The organism is Pseudomonas cichorii (genome assembly GCF_019719005.1).
Taxonomy (GTDB): Bacteria; Pseudomonadota; Gammaproteobacteria; order Pseudomonadales; family Pseudomonadaceae; genus Aquipseudomonas; species Aquipseudomonas cichorii_E.
Window position 1 is genome coordinate 278,943 of the sequence record NZ_JAIGPJ010000001.1, and the last position, 20,767, is coordinate 299,709.

Genomic DNA, 20,767 nt, shown 5'->3' on the forward strand with positions numbered 1-20,767 from the left:
GGTCGAAATTACTCTTCACGGGCCGCAGCCTCCGGATTCAGGGAACCGGCGTACTCAGGCTTGAGTGCGCCATTCTGGTCGAGCAGCCAGGCATCCATCACCTGACGAACCACTGGAGCCGCAACACCAGAGCCGGACTCACCGTTCTCCACCATCACAGCCACGACTATCTTGGGGTTGTCGGCTGGCGCAAAGCCCACGAACAAGGCGTGGTCGCGATGACGCTCCTGAACCTTGGTGCGGTCGTACTTTTCACCCTGCTTGATGGCGACAACCTGAGCGGTACCGCTTTTACCGGCGATCCGGTATTGCGCACCGATGGAAGCCTTGCGCGCCGTACCACGGGCGCCGTGCATCACTTCCTGCATGCCATGGTTCACCCTGGCCCAGTTGGACGGGTCGCGCAGGATGATGTCCGGCATCGGATTTTCGTCAACCGGCGCCTTGCCTTCGATGCTCTTGGCCAGATGCGGCCGGTTCCACTTGCCCTTGTTGGCGACCAAGGCCGTGGCCTGCGCCAGTTGCAGCGGCGTGGCCTGCATATAACCTTGGCCGATCCCGAGAATCAGGGTTTCGCCAGGGAACCACGCCTGACGCCGGGTGGCCCGCTTCCAGTCCCGGGACGGCATCAAGCCGGGAGATTCCTCGAACATGTCCAGAGACACCTTCTGCCCAAGGCCGAACTTGTTCATGTAACTGGACAGCCGGTCGATGCCGAGCTTGTGCGCAAGATCGTAGAAATAGGTGTCGTTCGAACGCATGATCGCCACATCAAGGTCCACCCAGCCATCGCCGGTGCGGTTCCAGTTGCGGTATTTGTGGTCATAGTTCGGCAATTGGTAATAGCCTGGGTCGAATACACGCGAACCCGGCGTCACGACGCCAGCATCCAGCCCGGCAACGGCGACCGCAGGCTTGATGGTGGAGCCCGGCGGATAAAGGCCGCGCAGAATACGGTTGAACAGTGGCCGGTCGATGGAATCGCGCAGCTCGGCGTAAGCCTTGAAGCTGATCCCCGTCACGAACAGGTTCGGGTCGAAACTCGGTGCGCTGACCATCGCCAGCACTTCGCCTGTATTGGGGTCCAGCGCCACAACGGCACCGCGACGACCGCCCAGTGCAGCTTCGGCGGCTTCCTGAAGATTGATGTCCAGGCTCAGGACGATGTCCTTGCCGGGAATCGGGTCGGTGCGCTTGAGCACACGCAATACGCGGCCCCGTGCATTGGTTTCGACTTCTTCGTAGCCGACCTGACCATGCAGCTCGTCTTCGTAGAAACGTTCGATACCGGTCTTGCCGATGTGGTGCGTGCCGCTGTAATTGACGGGATCGAGGCCTTTGAGCTCTTTCTCGTTGATGCGGCCCATGTAACCGACCGAGTGGGCAAAGTGCGGCCCTTGGGGATAGTGACGGACCAGTTGCGCAACCACTTCGACGCCGGGCAGACGGAACTGGTTAACAGCGATCAGGGCAATCTGCTCTTCGGTCAGCTCGAACAGGATCGGCACCGGCTCGAATGGCCGACGCCCCTGTTTCATGCGTTTCTCGAAGATAATGCGGTCATCGGGCGTAAGCTGCAGCACTTCGACGATGGTATCGAGCACCTGGGACCAGTTGCCGGAGCGCTCGCGGGTCACGCTGAGGCTGAAGCTTGGCCGGTTGTCGGCCACCACAACGCCGTTGCGATCGAAAATCAGGCCGCGACTCGGCGGAATCGGCTGGACGTGAACGCGGTTGTTTTCCGACAGGGTCGAGTGATAGTCGTACTGAATGACTTGCAGGAAATACAGGCGCGCAATCAGGACGCACACCAGCAACATGACGGCCACTGCCCCGAACACGACCCTGCTGCGCACAAGGCGTGCGTCTTTTTCATGGTCTTTTAGGCGGATCGGCTGAGGCATCTAGGGCGCGTTCACAGTAAAGACAAGGCTACTTGTGATAAGGGTGCCCGGACAGAACTGTCCAGGCGCGATAGATCTGCTCACCGATCAGTATCCGCACCAGCGGGTGCGGCAAGGTCAGTGGTGACAGCGACCAGCGCTGCTCGCTGCGCGCGCAAACCTCGGGTGCAAGGCCTTCCGGCCCTCCGACCATGAGGTTTACCGTGCGCGAGTCCAGACGCCAGCGATCAAGCTCGCTCGCCAGTTGTTCGGTGCTCCAGGGCTTGCCCTGCACTTCAAGCGTGACGATCCGCTCACCCGGTTGCACCTTGGCCAGCATGGCTTCGCCTTCCTGACGGATCAGGCGTGCCACGTCGGCATTCTTGCCACGGGTATTGAGCGGAATTTCCACGAGTTCAAGCGCCAGTTCGGAAGGAAGACGCTTGGCGTACTCATGCCAACCCTCTTCCACCCACTTGGGCATACGCGAACCAACGGCGATCAGACGCAGACGCACAACGATGCCTTATTCGTGGCCCGGAGTGTGGTGCGCAGCGCTGGCAGCGCGGCTCTGCTCTGCGCCTTGCCACAGACGCTCCAGGTCGTAGAACTGGCGTGCAGCAGCGGTCATCACGTGAACCACGACATCGCCCAGGTCCAGCAGAACCCAGTCGCTGTCGCCCTTGCCTTCTTCGCTCAGCGGCATCAGGCCGGCAGCCTTGACCTTCTCGCGAACGTTATCCACCAGCGCGTTGAGCTGGCGGTTGGAGGTACCGGTGCAGATCAGCATGTAATCGGCGATGCTGGTCTTGTCACGCACGTCGAGCGCCAGGATGTCCGACCCTTTGACGTCTTCCAGTGCAGCCGTTGCCAATGCCACGACTTCTTCACTACTCATTTTCTGCTTTGTCATAAAAAAACTCATTCAACTCATATGTGTGGAAACGCCCAAACGCTTATCTATAAAAGCAGCTTCAGGGCGATCCATCAGTTTTCGGCGCACAGTACAGTCCGTGCACATCGATATAGGCCAGTACCGCGTCTGGCACCAGAAAACGTACCGACTTACCGCTGGCCAGCAGTTGACGGATCTGGGTGGCAGACACCGATAACGGCGTCTGCCAGACGAATGTAATGTGTCCGCCCGGCCCTTTCAGGGCCTTGGGGTCGCTGACCGAGCGTGCCGCCAGCAGGTTGCGCATGGCATCCGGCGACTCGCTGTCCGCATCCGGGCGTTGCAGCACCACGATATGGCAGTGCTCCAGCAGTTCTTCCCACCGATACCAGGTGGAGAGCCCGCAAAAGGCATCCCAGCCCAATAACAGAAACAACTGGTCCTCTGCGGCCAGTTCGGCCCGCATCGATTCCAGGGTGTCGATGGTGTACGACGGTTTATCCCGTTTCAGCTCACGGTCATCCACCGTCAAGGGTGACACACCGGCCACCGCACACTGAACCATCGCCAGACGGTCCTGCGCAGTCACGCTGGGCATGTCGCGATGGGGAGGCCTGGCGCTGGGCGTCAGGCGCAACTCATCGAGTTCAAGCAGCTCGGCCACTTCCAGTGCGCCGCGCAAATGACCTATATGTACCGGGTCGAACGTTCCCCCCAGCATGCCGATACGTCTGGGCAAGGCTGCTACGGGCTCGCTCAAGTCAGGCTGGCTCCTGGCCGCGCAATTGACCGTCACCGATCACGATGTACTTCTCGCAGGTCAGGCCCTCCAGGCCGACAGGGCCACGGGCGTGCAGCTTATCAGTAGAAATGCCGATCTCGGCACCCAGACCGTACTCGAAGCCATCGGCGAAGCAGGTCGGGGCATTGATCATCACCGAGCTGGAGTCGACTTCCGCCATGAAACGGCGAATCTGGCCCTGCTGCTCGGAAACGATGGCGTCGCTGTGATGCGAGCCATAGTGATTGATGTGCTCGATGGCTTCATCCAGCCCGGTCACTACACGAATCGACAGGATCGCCGCCAGGTACTCGGTGTGCCAGTCTTCTTCGGTCGCAGGAATCGCGTCGATCAGCTCGCGGGTACGCTCGCAGCCACGCAACTCGACGCCCTTTTCATGAAAGCGGGCGGCCATTGCCGGCAGGAACTCGGCCGCAACGGCCTGATCCACCAGCAGGGTTTCCATCGAGCCGCAGATACCGTAACGGTAGGTCTTGGCATTGAAGGCGATGTTCTGGGCCTTGGGCAAATCGGCGTAAGCGCTGACATACACGTGGCAGATGCCGTCCAGATGCTTGATGACCGGCACCCGGGCATCACGGCTGACACGTTCCACCAGCCCCTTGCCGCCACGGGGAACGATGACGTCCACGTATTCAGGCATGGTGATCAGCGCGCCCACGGCATCGCGATCGGTGGTTTCGACAACCTGTACCACACCGGAAGGCAACCCGGACTCGGCCAGACCGCGCTGGATGCAGGCAGCCACCGCACGGTTGGAATGAATGGCTTCGGAACCGCCGCGCAGGATAGTGGCGTTCCCGGACTTGAGGCACAGGCTCGCGGCATCGATGGTCACGTTCGGACGCGACTCATAGATGATCCCGACCACGCCCAGCGGCACGCGCATCTTGCCGACCTGAATACCCGAAGGCCGGTAGCTCATGTCGCGGATCGCGCCAACCGGGTCCGGCAGACTGGCAACCTGACGCAACCCGACGATCATGCTGTCGATACGTGCGGGGGTCAGGGCCAGACGTTCGAGCATGGCGGGGGCCAGGCCATTGGCGCGACCTGCGTTCAGGTCAAGCTCGTTGGCGGCGGACAGCTCGGTGCGGGCTTCGTCCAGAGCGGCGGCAATGGCCTGCAGGGCGCGGTTTTTCTGCGCGGTGCTGGCACGACCGATCACTCGCGAAGCTTCGCGTGCGGCGCGACCCAGGCGGGTCATGTAGTCAAGAACGGACTCAGTCATGGTCTCAGAGGTCTTGGCAGAGAAGAAAGCGGCCGATTATAGCTGTCGCGCCGCCCGAACGACAGCGCAGACAGGCGGATGGTCGATAACAGTGCAAAAAATGATCATGCAGCGCCCATTTCGCCAGCACAGTGCCTCTCAGGATGAAAGATTGCGAGTGAGCCTGTATTTTTGTCATGTCCAGAAACAACAAAGTTGGCAGCCAAATGACATTAAGGTGCTTTTAAGACAGCGCTTGTTATGATTTGCGCCCTCTCACTTCATGTGTCCGCCTATGCCCGTTGCTCTAGCCGACAGCTTTTTCAACCGAGATGCCCAGGTCCTGGCCCGCGACCTGCTGGGCAAGGTCATCCGGCACAAGGTCGGTGAGCTATGGCTGGCAGCGCGGATCATTGAGACCGAAGCCTATTACTGCGCCGACAAGGGCAGCCACGCTTCGCTGGGCTACACCGAAAAACGCAAGGCGCTGTTTCTGGACGGTGGGCACATCTACATGTATTACGCCCGTGGCGGGGACTCGCTGAATTTCAGCGCCCACGGACCGGGCAATGCGGTGCTGATCAAGTCCGGTTTTGCCTGGGTCGATGAACTCAGCGATGCCAATGCCCTGGCACAGATGCAACTCAACAACCCGGATGCCAGCGGAGCGCTTCGTTCACAGGAGCGTTTGTGCGCAGGCCAGACCTTGCTGTGCAAGGCCCTAGGCCTGAAAGTCCCGGCCTGGGACGCCAAGCGCTTCGATCCACAAAAGCTGCTGGTCGAAGACGTTGGCCAGACACCGAAGCTCATCGTTCAAACCACACGCCTGGGGATTCCCCATGGCCGCGACGAGCACTTGATGTACCGCTTCGTCGATGCCGAATACGCCCGCTTCTGCACGCGGAACCCACTACGTCGCGGTCAGGTCGAAGGCCGCGACTATTTTCTAATCCCTCAAGGAAACTGATCCATGGGCGAACTGCTCGATGGCATTACCGGCTGGTTGACTGCTAACCCGTCCTGGGTGGCGATAGCGATATTCGTGGTGGCATTCATCGAATGTGTCGCCATTGCCGGGATCGTCGTGCCAGGCACCGTTCTGATGTTCGCCATCGCGGCCCTGGCAGGCAGCGGCATTCTGTCGCTGAGCGAAGTCCTGCTGCTGGGCTTTCTGGGCGGCCTGCTGGGGGATGCGGTGTCGTACTTCATCGGCAAGCACTTCCATCAGAATATCCGCCAGTTGCCGGGCCTGCGTCAGCACCCGGAATGGCTCACGGGAGCAGAAACCTATTTCCATCGCTATGGCATCGCGAGCCTGCTGGTGGGCCGCTTCATCGGCCCGCTGCGCCCGATGCTGCCGATGATTGCCGGCATGTTCGACATGCCCTTCCCGCGCTTTGCCATTGTCAGCATCATCGCCGCCGCCGGCTGGTCGATCGTTTACCTGATGCCTGGCTGGGCTGCGGGGGCCGCCATTCGCCTGCCGTTGCCTGAAGGGTTCTGGAGCGAAGCGGCCTTCGTAGGTGCAGGTCTGGCCATTCTGTTCGGGCTGAGCATCCAGGCCAGCATGCGCAAACAGCGTCATGCGACCAAGGTGATTGCAGGTCTGAGCGTGGTGATGCTGGCGGCCTTGCTGATCGGCTGGCCGTACCTGAACCATTTCGACCAGGGCCTGATGACACTGGTCCAGGAACATCGCAGCGCAACCGCACAGAATATCGTCCTGCTGGTCACCAGCATTGGCGACTTCAAGGCACAACTGCTAGCTGCGGCGCTGCTGATCATTGTCCTGCTGATCGCCCGGCAATGGCGCCATGCAGCCTTCGCACTCGCCACCACACTGGGCACTGCCGTAGCGAACGGCACGCTCAAGGCATTCTTTGGCCGCGCCCGGCCCGAGGTTTTGCTCGACCCGCTGACCACCTACAGCATGCCCAGCGGACACAGTTCGGCGGCATTTGCACTGTTCATGACCCTGGCGGTGCTGGCCGGACGCGGACAACCGATCAGACTGCGCCTGACCTGGCTGCTGCTGGGCGGCGTTCCGGCGCTGGCCATTGCCTTGTCACGGGTTTATCTGGGTGTCCACTGGCCGACGGACATCCTGGCCGGGATGATGCTGGCGTTCTGTATCTGCGCCGCAAGCCTGACCCTGATCCAGCATCAGACGCCACTGCCAGCCATGTCAGCCAAAGTCTGGTGGCTGATCGTGCCAGCCATCACCGGCCTGCTGGGCCTGTTTGCAGTCAATGCATTGGCCCATGCAACGTTGCGGTATCAGTATTGAGGTAGTGGCTTTCGCGAATGAATTAAATGAAGTTTCCGTAGGAGCGAATTCATTCGCGAGGCGTCATTGAAGGCGATAGATTTTTGGGGCGTCTCGCGAATGAATTCGCTCCTACGACTCAGGCTTGCAGGTCACCCTGCATCTCATCGAGCAGTTCCTGGATCGCATCCAGGCGCTCTTCGGGGTCGTCGATTTCCAGCAGTTCGATCTTGTCCTGCTCGGTAAAGGGCAGCAGGTAGGCCAGTTGGTTGGCCAGTGATTGCTGACCACTGGCCTCAAGCCCCATATTCAGGGACGCGACCATCGGGTGCTCTCCCAAGGCTTCGAGCAAGGCGACCAGATCGGCGTCCTCTTCCTGCAACGGCCGCTCCTGTTGCTCGTCCAGCCACTGAATTTCGGCCAGCAACGACTGGTCACGCTGCACAGTGGCGTCGGTCACCCGGAAACGCCGTCCACCGACGACACGAATCCCCAGCAGGCCGTTTTCCTGCTGCTGGAAATCGGTGACCAGCGCTTCACAACCGATCAGCGAATAACCTTCAGGTGCCAGGCCGACTTCGCTGCCATGGGTGATGCACACCACGCCGAAGCCTTCTCCCTGTTTCATGCAGCGGCTAACCATGTCCAGATAGCGTGCCTCGAACAACTGCAGGTCGAGCACGCAACCGGGGAACAGCACAGCATTGAGTGGAAACAGCGGCAACGTCATAAATAAGTACCCTTAAACAGCCAAAGACACGGCCAACGGCAGAAACAATGCCGTTGCAACACCCATCAGACTCATTGCCAGAGCAGCAAACGCGCCCGCCTCTTCACCTTCCTGCAAAGCCAGCGAGGTTCCCACCGCATGGGCGGTAAGCCCCAGCGCCATGCCGCGGGCCGCATGATTGTGCACCCGCGCCAGTGACAGCAGGCCCGGTCCGAAAATGGCACCGAACACACCGGTAATCAAGACGAAAACCGCAGCCAGCGCCGCAACGCCACCGATCTGCTCGGCCACCAGCATGGCAATCGGAGAGGTAACCGACTTGGGCGCCATGGTCATCAGGATCATGTGATCGGCGCCCAGCAGCCAACCCAGGGACAGGCACAGGCCGGTGGCAAAAACACCACCAATCACCAGCGTAGTTAAGGTTGGCCACAACAACTGACGAATCCGCCGCAGATTCAGATAAAGCGGCACTGCCAGCGCCACCGTGGCAGGCCCCAGGAGAATGCCCAGGATCTCGGTGCTTTTGCGGTATTCGGTGTAATCCAGACCACAGCTGAACAGGATGCCGATCACCACCACCATCGAAACCAGCACCGGTTGCAGGAACAGCCAGCGGGTTTTCTCATAAGCGGCCATCGCCAGTTGATAGGCGCCCAGGGTGATGGCGATGCCAAACAGGGGATGATGAATCACCGACATCCAGGCCCCGTGCCAATCCAGGTTCATGGCTGCTCCTGACGGCGCGACTGACGCTCGATGAGTTTCTGCATCAGCCAGCCGACAAAGGTCAGCGAAACGATCAGCGACAAAAAGAGGGTGCCGAAGATGGCCCAGAAGTCTTCGGCAATGGCAGAGGCATAAACCATCACGCCCACCGCAGGCGGCACCAGCAGCAGCGGCAGGTAACGCAACAGGCTGCTGGCTGCGACGCTGATGGGCTCGCTCACTTCACCACGCCAGATCAGGTACACGATCATGAAGACCAGCCCGATGATCGGCCCCGGCAGTATCGACAAGAACAGATGATTGAGCGCCGTCCCCAGCAGTTGGAACAGCACTAGCCACGTCAGACCCCGTAACAGCATGAGAACTCCAGAAAATAAATGAACCCGGTGAATTCACGGCGCCATTATAAACACGCTGCGTTCAACGCTATGGACAGGTATTCGCCTGCAAGGAGTCACTTGACCAACCGGCAACCCTCTGCTGATCTTGTCACTCGCCCGACAGGCAATGTCCCGGAAGGGATCGGGCATCAAGGTGTAAAACCGAAAGATCAAGGAGAGTGACATGCCTTTTGTACCTGCTACAGAGCTCAAGAACTACATCGGCAAGGAACTGGGACGTTCCGAATGGCTGACCATCGACCAGGAACGCATCAATCTGTTCGCTGAAGCCACCGGCGACTTCCAGTTCATTCATGTCGATCCGGTCAAGGCAGCGCAAACTCCTTTTGGCGGCACCATCGCCCACGGCCTGCTATCGCTATCGCTGATCCCCAAACTGATGGGTGATCTGCTGGTCGTGCCCGAAGGCCTGAAGATGGTGGTCAACTATGGCCTGGACAGCGTGCGTTTCGTTCAGCCGGTGAAAGTCGACTCACGGGTGCGCCTGAAAGTGGAACTCACTGACGCCACGGAGAAAAAACCGGGGCAATGGCTGCTCAAGGCCACGGCCACCCTGGAGATCGATGGGCAGGAAAAACCGGCCTTTGTCGCAGAGCCTTTGACCCTGTGCTTTGTGTAATCCTGCTGAAACATGAAACAGTCGTAACAGACTGTTTCACCCCCATTACTCGCTGCGGCATACTCCCACCGGTGTGACACGAACATCTGCTCAAGCAGAGTCACGGACCAACTCTCTTGGGATCTTAAATGCGCGCGCTTGCTCCTCTGGCTTTGACCCTCCTGATCGCTGGCTGCGGCGACAGCGAATCCCTGTTGCCTCCCGATGGCCTGCTGCCCGATGGCGGACGCTACCGTGGCGATCTGGTCAATGGCCGCTTGCAGGGCGAAGGCCGTATCGACTATCCCAATGGCAGTTGGTACGCCGGCCAGTTCGAGAATGGTCTGCGCCACGGCCGCGGCGAATGGCATGCCAGCAACGGCGACATTTACACAGGTCAGTTCGAGCACGGCCTGTTTCAGGGGCAGGGCAAGCTGACCAGCGCTGGCGGGACTTACGTCGGCAGCTTCAAGCTCGGCCGTCGGGATGGCGAAGGCACCTGGCAGGAAAAGGGCACGCTCTACCGAGGTCATTTCAAGGCCGGTCAATACGATGGACCTGGACGTCTGGAGCTGGAAGACGGCAGCCAGTTCCAGGGCCAGTTCGCCCAGGGCAAACCCAACGGCGAAGGCGTGCGCACCGATGCCAGCGGCAACCAGTTCAGCGGCCCGTTCGTCAACGGTCAGCTCCAGGGTAACGGCAGCTTCGCAAGTGCCGATGGCGATCACTACATCGGCGGCTTTCGCAATAACCTGCTCGACGGCGATGGCCGCTACGAGAACAGCGATGGCGATGTCTGGAACGGCCAGTTCAAGGAAGGGGCGCTGACCGGCCAGGGCGAACTGATCGGATCGGACGGCAGCCGCTACAAAGGCCACTTCAACAATTGGCAGTTTTCCGGCGAAGGCCATCTGCAACTGGCTGATGGCAGCCACTACGTCGGCCAGTTCGCCAATGACACCTACCAAGGCCCCGGCGTGCTGACGTCCGCCGACGGTACCGAACTGCGCGGAGTCTGGGCCAACGGCCAGCGGATTCGTGACGCCCAGGGCAAGTTGCTGCCCGATCCACTGGAAGCCGGTCTGCTCGCCCAGGGCCCGTTGCTGGACAAGGCGCTGGCCGCCGTGCCCGCCTCGACACCCGGCCTGGAGCTGTACAGCCTGGTCGTGGCCGGTGACGGCAAGCAGAGCGTGTTCATGCGCGAGGCCGATTACGTCAACAACCTGTTGGCGTCGCGATTTGGCGCTTCAGGGCAAATCAGCCTGGTCAATCATCGCGACCATATGAGCGACCGCCCTCTGGCGACCCGTGAATCCATCAGCCGCGCTGCCCAGACCCTGGCGCAACGCAGCGGCCCGGAAGACCTGGTGTTCATTTACCTGACCAGCCATGGGACTCAGGATCATGAACTGGTGCTCGATCAGCCGCGTCTGTCACTGGCGGACTTGCCTGCCGACGCGCTGGCCGCCGCACTGGCACCGCTTAAAGACCGCGACAAGGTCATCGTGATTTCTTCCTGCTATTCAGGTGGATTCATCCCGGACCTCAAGGACGAGCGCACTCTGGTCATGACGGCTTCGCGAGCGGACCGTGTATCGTTCGGCTGTTCGGAGGAAGCTGACTTCACCTATTTCGGAGATGCACTATTTGCCAGGGCACTGGTCGAAACCGATGACCTGCAACAAGCTTTCAACGATGCCAAAGCGTATGTCGCACAACGTGAAATCGAAGATGATTTCGAGGCTTCAGAACCGCAAATATGGGCACCCAAGGGCGTCCTTGCCCGCTGGCAACTCTTACGCAAGAATCAGGCAGAACGAGCGCTGAATACGACGTTGAACCGCAAGGAAGCGAAGACCTCCACTAGCCGCTAGGCTATTCAGTATCAAGGGAGAAACACTATGTACTTGACGCCGCAACACATCCTGCTTGCAGGGGCAACCGGACTCACAGGCGAACACTTGCTGGATCGCCTGCTCAACGAACCCACCGTCAGCCGCGTGCTGGCCCCTACCCGTCGCCCATTGGCAGGCCACTCCCGCCTGGAAAACCCGGTGGGCGAACTGGACAGCCTTTTACCCACCCTCGGCGGCAAAGTGGATATCGCGTTCTGCTGCCTGGGCACCACCATCAAACAGGCAGGCTCGCAGGAGGCCTTCCGCGCCATCGACCTGAATATGGTACTGACCGTGGCAGAGCGCGCCCGCGAACTGGGTGCGCGGCATTTTCTGGTGATCAGCGCCATCGGCGCCGATGCCCGCTCCAGCGTGTTCTACAACCGCACCAAGGGCGAAATGGAAGAGGCCCTGCGAGCGCAGGACTGGTCGCAACTGACCATCGCCCGCCCGGCCCTGCTGGTAGGCAACCGCACGGAAACCCGCTGGGCCGAACAGCTCGCCGCACCGATTGCCAAATTGCTGCCCGGTAAATACGGCGCCATCGAAGCCTGCAGCCTGGCTCGCGCCATGTGGCGGCTGGCCCTGGAAGAACAGGATGGTGTGCGGATTGTTGAGTCGGATGAGTTGCGTAAATTGGGGAAATAAACGGGGTGTTCGCGAATGAATTCGCTCCTGCGGGGCGTGTAGGAGCGAATTCATTCGCGAAAAATCAGAGCCCTCCCTGGGCTTGATACCCCACTCCCAGCGCCGTCAATATCGACAACGGCAGCAACAAGGTGTCGAGCAATGCGCTGGCGGGTAAATCCAGGGCCGGGTACTCGGGCGCTTCGGCGCCGAAGCGGTCCTTCTCGCAGCAACCGCCTTGCATCGCATACAGATCGAGTCGTGTACCGGCATACACGACAGGCGCGCCCGGCTGGGCCGCATCCAGCGTCCTGACCGTGGCGCAGCCCGTCATGAGCAGCGCGACGGCGATCAGCAGGAGCTTATTCATCACTCCCCATATGATGCTCCCCCCAACGCGGCAACATGTCCTGAGGGATGTTCAACAGGTTGAGGATCCGAGCAACCACGAAATCCACCAGATCGTCGATGGTCTGCGGCTGATGATAGAAGCCCGGAGAGGCAGGCAGAATCACCGCCCCCATGTTCGACAGCTTGAGCATGTTCTCCAGGTGAATACTGGAAAACGGCGCTTCACGTGGCACCAGAATCAACTGCCGGCGCTCCTTCAAGGTGACGTCCGCAGCGCGCTCGATCAGGTTATTGCAGGCTCCGCTGGCAATGGCCGACAGAGATCCGGTCGAACATGGCACCACCACCATCGCACTGGGCGAGCCCGAGCCCGAGGCCACCGGCGACATCCAGTCATCGCGGCCATAAACACGAATCTGCCCGGCAGTCGCGCCAGTGTATTCGGTCAGAAACGCCTGCATCATCGCCGGTTTGGGCGGCAGCCTCACGTCGGTTTCGGTCGCCATCACCAATTGCGCAGCCTTGGAGATCAGGAAGTGGACTTCCCGGTCTTCACGCACCAGACAATCCAGCAGGCGCAAGCCGTACTGGGCGCCCGAGGCACCGGTCATGGCCAGCGTAATGCGCTCCGGGCCACTCATTTCAAGGCCTCGGCCAGTTTGCCGTGCAGGCCGCCAAAGCCGCCGTTGCTCATGATCACCACATGGGTGCCGGGCTGAGCCTGGCTTTTGACTCGCTCGATGATCCCTTCAAGGGAATCGCTGACGATCGACGGCACCGAACATTGCGCAGCGGTCGCGGCCAGATCCCAGCCCAGATTGGCCGGTGCATACCAGACCACCTGATCGGCCTGCTGTACGCTTTCCGGCAGACCATCGCGGTGCGCGCCCAGCTTCATGGAGTTGGAGCGCGGTTCGATAATCGCAATCACCGGCGCATCGCCGACTTTCTTGCGCAGGCCGTCGAGGGTGGTGGCGATGGCCGTCGGGTGGTGAGCGAAGTCGTCATAGATAGTGATGCCGCGAACCTCTGCGACTTTCTCCATGCGGCGCTTCACGCTCTTGAATGCACTCAGCGCCTCGACACCTTGCGCAGGCACTACACCCACATGTCGCGCCGCTGCCAGAGTCGCCATGGCATTGGCCACGTTGTGCTGCCCAGTCATGTCCCACTCGACCACACCCTGCAACTGCCCCTCGAACAGCACTTCAAAACGCGAGCCGTCTTCACTCAACAGACGCGCCTGCCACTGGCCGTTCTGGCCTGTGGTTTGTACTGGCGTCCAGCAACCCATTTCAATGACGCGCTGCAAGGCAGGCTCGGTGGTCGGGTGAATGACCAGCCCTTCGCTCGGGATGGTGCGCACCAGATGGTGGAACTGGCGCTCGATGGCTGGCAGATCCGGGAAGATATCCGCGTGATCGAACTCAAGGTTATTGAGGATCGCAGTACGCGGGCGGTAGTGGACGAACTTGGAGCGCTTGTCGAAGAAGGCGCTGTCGTATTCGTCAGCCTCGACCACGAAGAACGGCGTGCCGCCCAGACGCGCCGACACCGCGAAGTTCTGCGGAATGCCGCCGATCAGGAAACCGGGACTCATGCCCGCATGCTCGAGCACCCAGGCCAGCATGCTGCTGGTGGTGGTCTTGCCATGAGTACCGGCAACCGCCAGCACCCAGCGGCCCTGCAATACATGGTCGGCCAGCCACTGCGGGCCGGAAACATAAGGCAAACCTTTATTCAGCACGTACTCGACGGCCGGGTTACCACGCGACAGCGCATTGCCGACCACCACCAGATCCGGTGCCGGGTCGAGTTGGGCGGGATCATAGCCCTGAGTCAACTCGATACCCTGAGCCTCCAGCTGGGTGCTCATCGGCGGGTAGACGTTGGCGTCGGAGCCCGTGACGCGATGCCCCAGCTCTTTGGCGAGTACCGCCAGCGAGCCCATGAACGTGCCGCAGATACCAAGGATATGAATATGCATGATGACCTCTTATAACATCCGCGCAGGGTAGCTCAGGACCGCTGAAATGGCACCCGGTCTTTGTCCGGTAGTGCGAAAGTCCGTGCCTGAATTTCATTCCCGAACCGGGTATAAATGGCCTACTCTTGGCTACTCTCTGCCACAGGTTTGACCACGCTGAATTCCCCACAACAAGAATCAGGAGACTTCACCATGCGTTACGCACATCCCGGTACCGAAGGCGCTCTCATCAACTTCAAGGAACGCTACGGTAACTACATCGGCGGCGAGTTCGTCGCTCCGGTCAAAGGCCAATACTTCACCAATACCTCGCCGATCACCGGCAAACCCATCGCAGAATTCCCCCGCTCCACCGCCGAGGATATCGACAAGGCGCTGGATGCCGCCCACGCCGCCGCGCCGGGCTGGGGCACGACCTCCGTGCAAGAGCGTTCGCTGACGCTGCTGAAAATTGCAGATCGTATCGAAGCCAACCTCGAAAAACTGGCCATCACCGAAACCTGGGACAACGGCAAGGCGGTTCGTGAAACCCTGAACGCCGACATCCCGCTGGCAGTCGATCATTTCCGCTACTTCGCTGGCGTCCTGCGCGCTCAGGAAGGCAGCGCGGCAGAGATCGACGGCAATACCGTGGCGTATCACATCCACGAGCCGCTGGGCGTGGTCGGCCAGATCATCCCGTGGAACTTCCCGATCCTGATGGCCGCCTGGAAACTCGCGCCAGCCCTGGCAGCCGGCAACTGCGTTGTCCTCAAACCAGCCGAGCAAACGCCACTGGGCATCAGCGTTCTGGTCGAACTGATCGGCGATCTGCTGCCACCCGGCGTGCTGAACATCGTCCAGGGTTATGGCCGCGAAGCCGGTGAAGCGCTGGCCAGCAGCAAGCGCATCGCCAAGATCGCCTTTACCGGCTCGACGCCCGTAGGCTCGCACATCATGAAACTGGCGGCGGACAACATCATTCCGTCCACCGTGGAACTGGGCGGCAAGTCGCCGAACATCTTCTTTGAAGACATCATGAGCGCCGAGCCGGAGTTCATCGAAAAGGCCGCCGAAGGCGTGGTCCTGGCGTTCTTCAACCAGGGCGAAGTCTGCACCTGCCCTTCCCGTGCGCTGGTTCAGGAATCCATTTATCCACAGTTCATGGAAGCGGTGCTGAAAAAGGTCCTGAAGATCAAACGTGGCGACCCGCTGGATACCGACACCATGGTCGGCGCACAGGCCTCGCAGCAGCAGTTCGACAAGATTCTCTCGTACCTTGAAATTGCACAGTCCGAAGGTGCCGAGCTGCTGACCGGTGGCAAGGTGGAAAAACTGGAAGGCGATCTGGCGACCGGCTACTACATCCAGCCGACGCTGCTCAAAGGCAACAACAAGATGCGCGTTTTCCAGGAAGAAATCTTCGGCCCGGTGGTCAGCGTCACGACCTTCAAGGACGAAGCCGAAGCCCTGGCCATCGCCAACGACACCGAGTTCGGCCTGGGTGCCGGCGTATGGACCCGCGACATCAACCGCGCTTACCGCGTGGGCCGTGCAATCAAGGCCGGTCGTGTCTGGACCAACTGCTACCACCTGTATCCGGCGCATGCGGCGTTCGGTGGTTACAAGAAGTCCGGCGTAGGCCGCGAAACCCATAAAGTGGCGCTTGAGCATTATCAGCAGACCAAAAACCTGCTGGTGAGCTACGACACCAATCCGTTGGGCTTCTTCTGATTGGTAGCTCGCGCCAACGCACCAACGCCGGGCATTCTCCCGAATCCCGGCGCTCCATCTTGAAGCAACACCCGCAAGATCCTCCAGTCACACCCCGCAAATTCGCACTTCCATTCACTATGGAGTATTAATTGCTTACATCGCTTCCCACAGTCGCTTGAACCGGAACGTCACCGGTTTGACCGAAAGACTACGTCCGACGCCAACGGCGGGACGTCATGGAGAATCTGTATGGCAAGCTTTTCCCAGGCTATCGGTGCGCTGACGTACCGTTTCGACAGCCTCAAGGACGTGATGGCAAAAGCCAGTCCTGCCCGTTCCGGCGATTTTCTGGCCGGGGTTGCAGCGCAAAACGATGGTGAGCGAGTCGCCGCACAAATGGCGCTGGCCAATATTCCCCTCAAGCACTTCCTTGAAGAAGCGCTGATCCCCTACGAAAAAGACGAAGTCACCCGCCTGATCATCGACACCCACGACAAACAGGCCTTTGCGCCCGTGAGCCATCTGACCGTGGGCGGTTTTCGTGACTGGCTGCTCAGCGACAAGGCCGACGAAACCAGCCTTCGCGCCCTGGCTCCCGGCCTCACACCGGAGATGGCCGCAGCGGTCTCGAAAATCATGCGCGTGCAGGACCTGGTGCTGGTGGCGCAGAAGATTCGCGTCGTGACGCGCTTTCGCAACACCGTCGGCCTGCGCGGTCGGCTGTCGACACGCCTACAGCCCAATCATCCGACCGACGAGCCGTCAGGCATTGCGGCCAGCGTGCTCGACGGCCTGCTGTACGGCAACGGCGACGCCATGATCGGCATCAACCCGGCCACCGACAGCACTTCGTCCATCGTTGCGCTGCTGGAAATGCTGGATGCGATCATTCAGCGTTATGAAATCCCGACTCAATCCTGCGTGCTGACTCACGTCACCACGTCCATTGAAGTGATCAATCGCGGCGTACCGGTCGATCTGGTTTTCCAGTCCATCACCGGCACCGAGGCCGCCAACGCCAGCTTCGGGATCAACCTGAAACTGCTGCAGGAAGGTTATGAAGCAGGCCTAAGCCTCAATCGCGGGACGCTCGGGCAAAACCTGATGTATTTCGAGACCGGGCAAGGCAGCGCTCTGTCGGCCAACGCCCACCATGGCGTCGACCAGCAGACCTGCGAAACCCGCGCTTACGCCGTGGCCCGACATTTCAATCCGTTTCTGGTCAACACCGTAGTGGGCTTCATTGGCCCGGAATACCTGTACAACGGCAAGCAGATCATCCGCGCCGGGCTCGAAGACCACTTCTGCGGCAAGCTGCTGGGCGTGCCCATGGGCTGTGACATCTGCTACACCAACCACGCCGAAGCCGACCAGGACGACATGGACACGCTGCTGACCCTGCTGGGCGTGGCGGGGATCAACTTCATCATGGGCATTCCCGGCTCGGACGACATCATGCTCAATTACCAGACCACCTCGTTCCACGATGCGCTCTATGCGCGGCAAAGCCTGGGCCTGCGCCCGGCGCCCGAATACGAGGCCTGGCTGGAAAAAATGGGCATCTTCACCCAGACCGATGGCCATGTGCGCTTTGGCGACAGCCTGCCACCGGCCTTTCGCCACGCCTTGGCGCATCTGGCATGAGTGAGCCTTCCATGACCGACGACACACTCCCCAACCCATGGCTGGAATTGCGCCGCCTGACCCCGGCACGTATTGCCCTGGGTCGTACCGGCACCAGCCTGCCGACCAACGCCCAATTGGACTTCCAGTTCGCCCATGCCCAGGCCCGGGATGCGGTGCACTTGCCCTTCGATCATGCAGGGCTGAGCGCACAACTGGCAGAAAAAGGCCGTGAAACCCTGCTGCTGCACAGCGCCGCCGCAGACCGTCACAGCTATTTGCAACGCCCGGACCTGGGGCGACGCCTGAACGAAGACTCGGCCCGGCAATTACAGGATTACGCTGCCGCCCATCCCGGCGGCGTCGATCTGGCCATCGTGGTTGCCGATGGTCTGTCATCCCTGGCCGTTCATCGCCATACCGTCCCGTTTCTGGCGCGCATGGAAGAACAGGCCGCAGCAGAAGGCTGGACGCTGTCTCCAGTGGTTCTGGTAGAGCAAGGCCGTGTCGCCATCGCCGACGAAATCGGTGAGTTGCTGGGCGCGAAGATGGTGGTGATCCTGATCGGCGAACGCCCGGGCCTCAGTTCCCCGGACAGTCTGGGTCTATATTTTACCTATGCGCCCAAGGTTGGCCTGAACGACGCCCATCGCAACTGCATCTCCAATGTGAGACTGGAAGGCCTGAGTTACGCAATGGCGGCTCATCGCTTGCTTTATCTGATGCGTGAAGCCTGCCGGCGACAGGTTTCGGGGGTGAACCTCAAGGATGAAGCCGAATTGAAGACTGTGGAATCGGATGACGCAGCCGATAACAAGGGTAACTTCCTGCTCGCAGGCCCGGTTGAGCCGCTTTAGATTGCGCTTTCTAAAGCCAGTCGGCAGCATCGAACCGTCGCCCGAGCACACTGCATTCGCCCATAGTGAAGTTGAGGCCCAATCATGCGGATCATAAAAGCAACTCTTGAACACCTGGACCTGCTCTGCCCGCTGTTCATCAAATATCGCGAATTTTATGGCGAGTTGCCCTTCCCGGATTCGTCACGCGACTTTCTGGAAAAGCGTCTGCGCCGCGATGAGTCCGTGATCTACCTGGCACTGGCCAAGGATGACGACACTAAAGTGCTGGGCTTCTGCCAGCTCTACCCAAGCTTCTCGTCGCTGTCGCTCAAGCGCGTGTGGATTCTCAACGACATCTACGTGGCCGAAGACTCCCGCCGTCAACTGGTCGCAGACCATCTGATGAAGCATGCCAAACAGATGGCCAAGGAAACCCATGCCGTGCGCATGCGCGTGTCCACCAGCAGCGACAACGAAGTGGCGCACAAGGTGTATGAGTCCATTGGCTTCAAGGAAGATACCCAGTTCAAGAACTACGTGTTGCCGATTAGCTGATTTCTGCGTCTTTTTTGTTCGCGACTGAAGTCGCTCCTACACATTTCGTAGGAGCGACTTCAGTCGCGAAAAACCTGTTGCCATGCTTATCCCTCTATAATGCCGCCCGTAGCGCTCAGTAGTTTCTTCCGCACGCGCCCTGCTCCAAGGGTCTGGCCTCAGGTATACCAATGGAATTCAACCCCCTCGACCTCATCCTGCACCTCGATGTGTACCTCGACTTTCTGGTAGAAAATTACGGCACCTGGATCTACGCCATCCTGTTTCTGGTGATTTTCTGTGAGACCGGGCTGGTGATCATGCCCTTCCTGCCAGGCGACTCGCTGCTGTTCATCGCAGGCGCAGTAGCAGCCGGTGGCGGCATGGACCCGGTTCTGCTGGGAGGGCTTCTGATGCTGGCAGCCATACTGGGCGACAGCACCAACTACATCATAGGGCGAACCGCCGGAGAAAGGCTGTTTCGCAATCCCGACTCGAAAATCTTCCGCCGCGACTACCTGATCCGCACTCAGGAGTTCTACAACCGCCATGGCGGCAAGACCGTGACGCTGGCTCGCTTTCTGCCGATCATTCGTACCTTCGCGCCCTTCGTCGCCGGCGTTGGCCGGATGAACTACCTGCGCTTCCTGGGCTTCAGCGTGCTGGGCTCGATCCTGTGGGTCGGCAGTCTGGTTACGCTGGGGGTCTATTTCGGCAATGTGCCTTTTATCAAGCAAAACCTGACGCTGCTGGTGCTGGTGATCATTCTAATCTCCCTGATCCCCATGATCATCGGCCTGATCCGCAGTCGCACAGGCCGCTCGGCAGACGCACGCTGAGCCATGTGGTCTTTCAGCAACTGGCGCAGGCAGCGCACGCTGGCCAAAAACCCCGTCGCCCCAGAAATGTGGGCACGGGTGCGCCAGCGGCTGCCGATTCTGGATGGTTTGAGCGACGCGCAGGATCAAGCTCTGCGCGAGGCCAGCGTGCTGTTTCTACAAGCCAAGCACCTGACGGCATTACCGGGCGTAGAGCTGGACGATGAACAGCGGCTGTTTCTTGCGGCCCAGGCCCAGTTGCCGCTGCTCAACCTCGGCGATCTGAACTGGTATCAGGGTTTTCATGAAATCGTCCTGTACCCCGGCGACTTCATCAGCCCACAGCGACACCGCGATGCCAGCGGGATCGAACATGAATGGGATGGCGAACACAGCGGCGAGGCCTGGCAACAAGGCCCGGTGATTCTGGCGTGGCCGGGCGTACTGTCCAGCGGCGACTGGGATGCCTATAATCTGGTCATCCACGAACTGGCACACAAGCTCGACATGCTCAATGGCGATGCCAACGGCCTGCCACCGCTGCATGCCGACATGCGGATCATCGAGTGGGCAAGGGTCATGCAAACCGCCTACGACGATCTCAACCGGCAACTGGACAACGACCCGGACATCGAAACCGTCATCGACCCCTACGCCGCCGAAGACCCGGCAGAGTTTTTCGCCGTGACCAGCGAATACTTCTTCAGCGCACCCGACCTGCTGCACAGCAGCTATCCCGAGGTCTACGAGCAACTGAAGGCCTTTTACCGCCAGGATACCCTGGCACGCCTCGAGGCCCTGCAAAAGGGCGACACGGCGTCTCAAAGCCAGCACTGATCCAACGCGATGCGTGTCAACGCCCACAGAATATGCCTATAATCCGG

Annotated in this window: 22 protein-coding genes; 11 read left to right on the plus strand and 11 right to left on the minus strand. The window is 60.2% G+C overall.

The genetic code is table 11. The annotated features are described in order from the left end of the window. Positions 1 to 8 precede the first annotated feature (8 nt). From mrdA to K5D32_RS01305, 5 genes are all read right to left on the minus strand, one after another. Positions 9 to 1,904 carry a penicillin-binding protein 2 gene (mrdA, locus tag K5D32_RS01285; RefSeq protein ID WP_221599047.1) on the minus strand — a complete coding sequence of 632 codons (1,896 nt, stop codon included), beginning with the start codon at positions 1,902 to 1,904 and terminating at the stop codon, positions 9 to 11. Positions 1,905 to 1,932: 28 nt separating this feature from the next. After that, complete coding sequence (gene rlmH, locus K5D32_RS01290; protein WP_025261972.1) at positions 1,933 to 2,400, minus strand: 23S rRNA (pseudouridine(1915)-N(3))-methyltransferase RlmH; 468 nt, start codon at positions 2,398 to 2,400, stop codon at positions 1,933 to 1,935. A 9-nt stretch (positions 2,401 to 2,409) separates the two neighbouring features. Beyond that, on the minus strand, positions 2,410 to 2,796 hold the full coding sequence (gene rsfS / locus K5D32_RS01295) for a ribosome silencing factor (protein WP_025261973.1): 387 nt from the start codon (positions 2,794 to 2,796) through the stop codon (positions 2,410 to 2,412). 61 nt (positions 2,797 to 2,857) lie between these two features. Beyond that, a complete protein-coding gene (gene nadD, locus K5D32_RS01300; RefSeq protein WP_221599079.1) occupies positions 2,858 to 3,517 on the minus strand; it encodes a nicotinate-nucleotide adenylyltransferase in 660 nt (219 codons plus the stop codon). A gap of 22 nt (positions 3,518 to 3,539) precedes the next feature. After that, positions 3,540 to 4,811, minus strand: coding sequence for a glutamate-5-semialdehyde dehydrogenase (locus K5D32_RS01305; RefSeq protein ID WP_200994491.1), 1,272 nt, complete (start codon positions 4,809 to 4,811; stop codon positions 3,540 to 3,542). Between the two features lie 274 nt (positions 4,812 to 5,085). On the opposite strand from K5D32_RS01305, the gene K5D32_RS01310 reads away from it, so the two are divergent. Then, positions 5,086 to 5,757: a DNA-3-methyladenine glycosylase gene (locus K5D32_RS01310; protein ID WP_221593391.1), complete on the plus strand. Its 672-nt coding sequence runs from the start codon at positions 5,086 to 5,088 to the stop codon at positions 5,755 to 5,757. 3 nt (positions 5,758 to 5,760) lie between these two features. Continuing rightward, complete coding sequence (locus tag K5D32_RS01315; protein WP_221599048.1) at positions 5,761 to 7,077, plus strand: bifunctional DedA family/phosphatase PAP2 family protein; 1,317 nt, start codon at positions 5,761 to 5,763, stop codon at positions 7,075 to 7,077. Between the two features lie 118 nt (positions 7,078 to 7,195). Here K5D32_RS01315 and K5D32_RS01320 read toward each other — a convergent pair whose 3' ends face one another. Genes K5D32_RS01320 through K5D32_RS01330 form a run of 3 tightly spaced genes read right to left on the minus strand, consistent with a single transcriptional unit; the run spans position 7,196 to position 8,874 of the window. Further along, the gene (locus K5D32_RS01320) at positions 7,196 to 7,786 is read right to left on the minus strand and encodes an LON peptidase substrate-binding domain-containing protein (RefSeq protein ID WP_025261979.1); all 591 of its coding nucleotides are present in this window, start codon (positions 7,784 to 7,786) and stop codon (positions 7,196 to 7,198) included. A gap of 12 nt (positions 7,787 to 7,798) precedes the next feature. Continuing rightward, the gene (locus tag K5D32_RS01325; protein WP_025261980.1) at positions 7,799 to 8,515 is read right to left on the minus strand and encodes an LrgB family protein; all 717 of its coding nucleotides are present in this window, start codon (positions 8,513 to 8,515) and stop codon (positions 7,799 to 7,801) included. Then, entirely contained in the window at positions 8,512 to 8,874 is a 363-nt protein-coding gene (locus K5D32_RS01330; RefSeq protein ID WP_198728023.1) for a CidA/LrgA family protein, read from the minus strand. The genes K5D32_RS01325 and K5D32_RS01330 overlap by 4 nt, the downstream gene beginning before the upstream one ends. Positions 8,875 to 9,079: 205 nt before the next feature. Between K5D32_RS01330 and K5D32_RS01335 the strand changes: the two genes are divergently transcribed. The 3 genes from K5D32_RS01335 (at position 9,080) to K5D32_RS01345 (ending at position 12,057) form a co-directional block, all read left to right on the plus strand. Beyond that, a complete protein-coding gene (locus K5D32_RS01335; protein WP_221558498.1) occupies positions 9,080 to 9,535 on the plus strand; it encodes a MaoC family dehydratase in 456 nt (151 codons plus the stop codon). Positions 9,536 to 9,663: 128 nt separating this feature from the next. After that, the gene (locus K5D32_RS01340; protein ID WP_221558500.1) at positions 9,664 to 11,388 is read left to right on the plus strand and encodes a C13 family peptidase; all 1,725 of its coding nucleotides are present in this window, start codon (positions 9,664 to 9,666) and stop codon (positions 11,386 to 11,388) included. A 27-nt stretch (positions 11,389 to 11,415) separates the two neighbouring features. Continuing rightward, complete coding sequence (locus K5D32_RS01345) at positions 11,416 to 12,057, plus strand: oxidoreductase (RefSeq protein ID WP_221599049.1); 642 nt, start codon at positions 11,416 to 11,418, stop codon at positions 12,055 to 12,057. Between the two features lie 64 nt (positions 12,058 to 12,121). Here K5D32_RS01345 and K5D32_RS01350 read toward each other — a convergent pair whose 3' ends face one another. The 3 genes from K5D32_RS01350 to mpl are packed head-to-tail and all read right to left on the minus strand — an operon-like array spanning position 12,122 to position 14,374. Continuing rightward, on the minus strand, positions 12,122 to 12,406 hold the full coding sequence (locus K5D32_RS01350; protein ID WP_221576642.1) for a YceK/YidQ family lipoprotein: 285 nt from the start codon (positions 12,404 to 12,406) through the stop codon (positions 12,122 to 12,124). Continuing rightward, entirely contained in the window at positions 12,399 to 13,028 is a 630-nt protein-coding gene (gene ubiX, locus K5D32_RS01355) for a flavin prenyltransferase UbiX (RefSeq protein ID WP_025261986.1), read from the minus strand. The genes K5D32_RS01350 and ubiX overlap by 8 nt, the downstream gene beginning before the upstream one ends. After that, positions 13,025 to 14,374, minus strand: a complete 1,350-nt coding sequence (gene mpl, locus K5D32_RS01360) for a UDP-N-acetylmuramate:L-alanyl-gamma-D-glutamyl-meso-diaminopimelate ligase (RefSeq protein ID WP_221599050.1) — start codon at positions 14,372 to 14,374, stop codon at positions 13,025 to 13,027. Before mpl ends, ubiX begins: the two co-directional genes overlap by 4 nt. Before the next feature lie 192 nt (positions 14,375 to 14,566). On the opposite strand from mpl, the gene K5D32_RS01365 reads away from it, so the two are divergent. From K5D32_RS01365 to K5D32_RS01390, 6 genes are all read left to right on the plus strand, one after another. Further along, positions 14,567 to 16,087: an aldehyde dehydrogenase family protein gene (locus tag K5D32_RS01365; protein WP_201007069.1), complete on the plus strand. Its 1,521-nt coding sequence runs from the start codon at positions 14,567 to 14,569 to the stop codon at positions 16,085 to 16,087. Between the two features lie 231 nt (positions 16,088 to 16,318). Next, a complete protein-coding gene (locus tag K5D32_RS01370) occupies positions 16,319 to 17,713 on the plus strand; it encodes an ethanolamine ammonia-lyase subunit EutB (protein WP_221599051.1) in 1,395 nt (464 codons plus the stop codon). Further along, positions 17,710 to 18,549 carry an ethanolamine ammonia-lyase subunit EutC gene (eutC, locus tag K5D32_RS01375; protein ID WP_221576645.1) on the plus strand — a complete coding sequence of 280 codons (840 nt, stop codon included), beginning with the start codon at positions 17,710 to 17,712 and terminating at the stop codon, positions 18,547 to 18,549. The genes K5D32_RS01370 and eutC overlap by 4 nt, the downstream gene beginning before the upstream one ends. Before the next feature lie 84 nt (positions 18,550 to 18,633). After that, positions 18,634 to 19,086 carry a GNAT family N-acetyltransferase gene (locus K5D32_RS01380; protein ID WP_221576646.1) on the plus strand — a complete coding sequence of 151 codons (453 nt, stop codon included), beginning with the start codon at positions 18,634 to 18,636 and terminating at the stop codon, positions 19,084 to 19,086. A 170-nt stretch (positions 19,087 to 19,256) separates the two neighbouring features. Then, positions 19,257 to 19,904 (plus strand): DedA family protein, encoded by a 648-nt coding sequence (locus K5D32_RS01385; RefSeq protein WP_221576647.1) that lies wholly within the window; start codon positions 19,257 to 19,259, stop codon positions 19,902 to 19,904. Positions 19,905 to 19,907: 3 nt separating this feature from the next. Continuing rightward, a complete protein-coding gene (locus K5D32_RS01390; RefSeq protein ID WP_221599052.1) occupies positions 19,908 to 20,720 on the plus strand; it encodes a zinc-dependent peptidase in 813 nt (270 codons plus the stop codon). Positions 20,721 to 20,767: the final 47 nt, after the last annotated feature.

Excerpts from the sequence above, each read along its gene's own strand:
- K5D32_RS01350 (WP_221576642.1), bottom strand. The coding sequence starts at position 12,406 with ATGAATAAGCTCCTGCTGATCGCCGTCGCGCTGCTCATGACGGGCTGC.
- K5D32_RS01335 (WP_221558498.1), top strand. The coding sequence starts at position 9,080 with ATGCCTTTTGTACCTGCTACAGAGCTCAAGAACTACATCGGCAAGGAA.
- K5D32_RS01365 (WP_201007069.1), top strand. The coding sequence starts at position 14,567 with ATGCGTTACGCACATCCCGGTACCGAAGGCGCTCTCATCAACTTCAAG.
- mpl (WP_221599050.1), bottom strand. The coding sequence starts at position 14,374 with ATGCATATTCATATCCTTGGTATCTGCGGCACGTTCATGGGCTCGCTG.
- K5D32_RS01385 (WP_221576647.1), top strand. The coding sequence starts at position 19,257 with ATGGAATTCAACCCCCTCGACCTCATCCTGCACCTCGATGTGTACCTC.
- K5D32_RS01310 (WP_221593391.1), top strand. The coding sequence starts at position 5,086 with ATGCCCGTTGCTCTAGCCGACAGCTTTTTCAACCGAGATGCCCAGGTC.
- K5D32_RS01315 (WP_221599048.1), top strand. The coding sequence starts at position 5,761 with ATGGGCGAACTGCTCGATGGCATTACCGGCTGGTTGACTGCTAACCCG.
- K5D32_RS01330 (WP_198728023.1), bottom strand. The coding sequence starts at position 8,874 with ATGCTGTTACGGGGTCTGACGTGGCTAGTGCTGTTCCAACTGCTGGGG.
- K5D32_RS01320 (WP_025261979.1), bottom strand. The coding sequence starts at position 7,786 with ATGACGTTGCCGCTGTTTCCACTCAATGCTGTGCTGTTCCCCGGTTGC.
- K5D32_RS01305 (WP_200994491.1), bottom strand. The coding sequence starts at position 4,811 with ATGACTGAGTCCGTTCTTGACTACATGACCCGCCTGGGTCGCGCCGCA.
- K5D32_RS01345 (WP_221599049.1), top strand. The coding sequence starts at position 11,416 with ATGTACTTGACGCCGCAACACATCCTGCTTGCAGGGGCAACCGGACTC.
- ubiX (WP_025261986.1), bottom strand. The coding sequence starts at position 13,028 with ATGAGTGGCCCGGAGCGCATTACGCTGGCCATGACCGGTGCCTCGGGC.
- K5D32_RS01340 (WP_221558500.1), top strand. The coding sequence starts at position 9,664 with ATGCGCGCGCTTGCTCCTCTGGCTTTGACCCTCCTGATCGCTGGCTGC.
- rsfS (WP_025261973.1), bottom strand. The coding sequence starts at position 2,796 with ATGACAAAGCAGAAAATGAGTAGTGAAGAAGTCGTGGCATTGGCAACG.
- K5D32_RS01325 (WP_025261980.1), bottom strand. The coding sequence starts at position 8,515 with ATGAACCTGGATTGGCACGGGGCCTGGATGTCGGTGATTCATCATCCC.
- K5D32_RS01370 (WP_221599051.1), top strand. The coding sequence starts at position 16,319 with ATGGCAAGCTTTTCCCAGGCTATCGGTGCGCTGACGTACCGTTTCGAC.
- eutC (WP_221576645.1), top strand. The coding sequence starts at position 17,710 with ATGAGTGAGCCTTCCATGACCGACGACACACTCCCCAACCCATGGCTG.
- K5D32_RS01380 (WP_221576646.1), top strand. The coding sequence starts at position 18,634 with ATGCGGATCATAAAAGCAACTCTTGAACACCTGGACCTGCTCTGCCCG.
- K5D32_RS01390 (WP_221599052.1), top strand. The coding sequence starts at position 19,908 with ATGTGGTCTTTCAGCAACTGGCGCAGGCAGCGCACGCTGGCCAAAAAC.
- mrdA (WP_221599047.1), bottom strand. The coding sequence starts at position 1,904 with ATGCCTCAGCCGATCCGCCTAAAAGACCATGAAAAAGACGCACGCCTT.